Genomic DNA, 1,428 nt, shown 5'->3' on the forward strand with positions numbered 1-1,428 from the left:
GCAGGACGACCTGCTCGCCGCCGCCGGACGGACCCGGCCGCTGCTGGTGGACCTCAACTCCCCGGGGCTGGCCACCGGGCGCCGGGTCCTGCACCGGGCCCGTGAGATCGGCCCCGGCCACGAGCTGATGGCCCGCTACGAGAGCGGACTGACCTGGGCCGCGGGCGAGTTGGCGGCGGGGCGGCTCGACGCGTCGTTCGGACGGTTCGCGGGGCTCCCCGCGGCGCTGAGGACCGGACTCGACCAGCAGCCCGTGCGGTACGAGCCGATGGCGGTGATCCTGCCCGAGGGCCACCCGCTGGCCGCCCTGCCGGAGGTGCCGCTGGACGCGCTGGCCGGCGAGCAGGTGTACGCCGGGGCTGGCAATCCGCGCACCCGGGAGTGGACCGGCCTCGCGGAACTGCTGTTCGAGGGCCGGGGCATCGACGTGGCGCCGCCCGTTCCCCTGGCCGTCGGGGAGGAGGAGTTCCAGCGGATCATGGCCCGCACGGGGAACCCGGTCCTCGCCGTGGTGGACTTCCCGCCGCTGCCCTCGATGGTGCTGCGCCCGCTGGTCGACCCCGTTCCCCTGTCGCCCGTATCCCTTATGTGGCGGAAAGGGCTGATTCACCCCGGACTGGGTGCACTGCGCAGGGCTGCGGCCGACATCGCCGCCGAGGAGGGCTGGCTGCTCCGGCCCGCCGGGGGATGGATTTCAGACAGTGATCTTGATGTCATGAGTTCTCCCTGATGTCTCGTAACTGACAAGAATCCCCTCCCGGTGAACGCGGAACCTTGGCGTGCGTTACATTCGATGCTCGAGCACGGTGTGATAAACGGGGCGCTCGGAGCGGGTGGGGGCCCATTCCGGCGGCGAGTGCTCGGGCCGCGCGCGCACCCTTGAACAGTTCCGTGGGGGGAAACGTGCGCGTGGAAAAGTGGCGAGAAGACGCCCAACCCGAACAGCCCGGGAGCGAAACCGATCTGATCGAAACGGATCCGGTCGAGGATGATCCGGTCAAGGACGACCGGTCCGCCCCCGGCGATTCCGCCGCCGGCCACGGAACGTGGTTCTCCCGGGACGTGCCCGGCCGCATCGGCGGGACGGACGACGTCGCCACGGCGAGGACCGCACCCCGCGCGGCCGACCCGGAGGACCGGGCCGGCCTGGAGGACCGGGTCGCTCCGGACGACACGAAGGCCACGAGCACCACGATGAACACAACGCCCCCGCCGGGCGGCACGGGCGAAGTGCCGGCACCGGGCGTCACGAGCGGGATGCCCGCGCAGCGCGGGCCGGAGTGGGCGAACAGGCAGGAGAGGGCCCGCAGGGCCGTCCCCGCGCGCCCCACGGCCCCGAGCCGCCCGGCCGCTTCCGAGGGCCCCGCGGACCGCGAGGACCCGGAGGAGACCAGGGCCCTGCGGATCAGGCCCCGCACCACCCCCGCG

1 protein-coding gene and 1 pseudogene are annotated in these 1,428 nt (G+C 73.2%); both read left to right on the forward strand.

All coding sequences use genetic code 11. The annotated features are described in order from the left end of the window. Positions 1–730 (forward strand): LysR substrate-binding domain-containing protein (locus AOK18_RS29520; protein WP_240503366.1); only part of this gene is annotated, 730 nt, incomplete at its 5' end. A 179-nt stretch (positions 731–909) separates the two neighbouring features. Then, positions 910–1,428, forward strand: a pseudogene (locus tag AOK18_RS29525) (hypothetical protein); the annotation flags it as partial.

It is taken from the genome of Streptomyces prasinopilosus, assembly GCF_001419695.1.
Taxonomy (GTDB): Bacteria; Actinomycetota; Actinomycetes; order Streptomycetales; family Streptomycetaceae; genus Streptomyces; species Streptomyces prasinopilosus.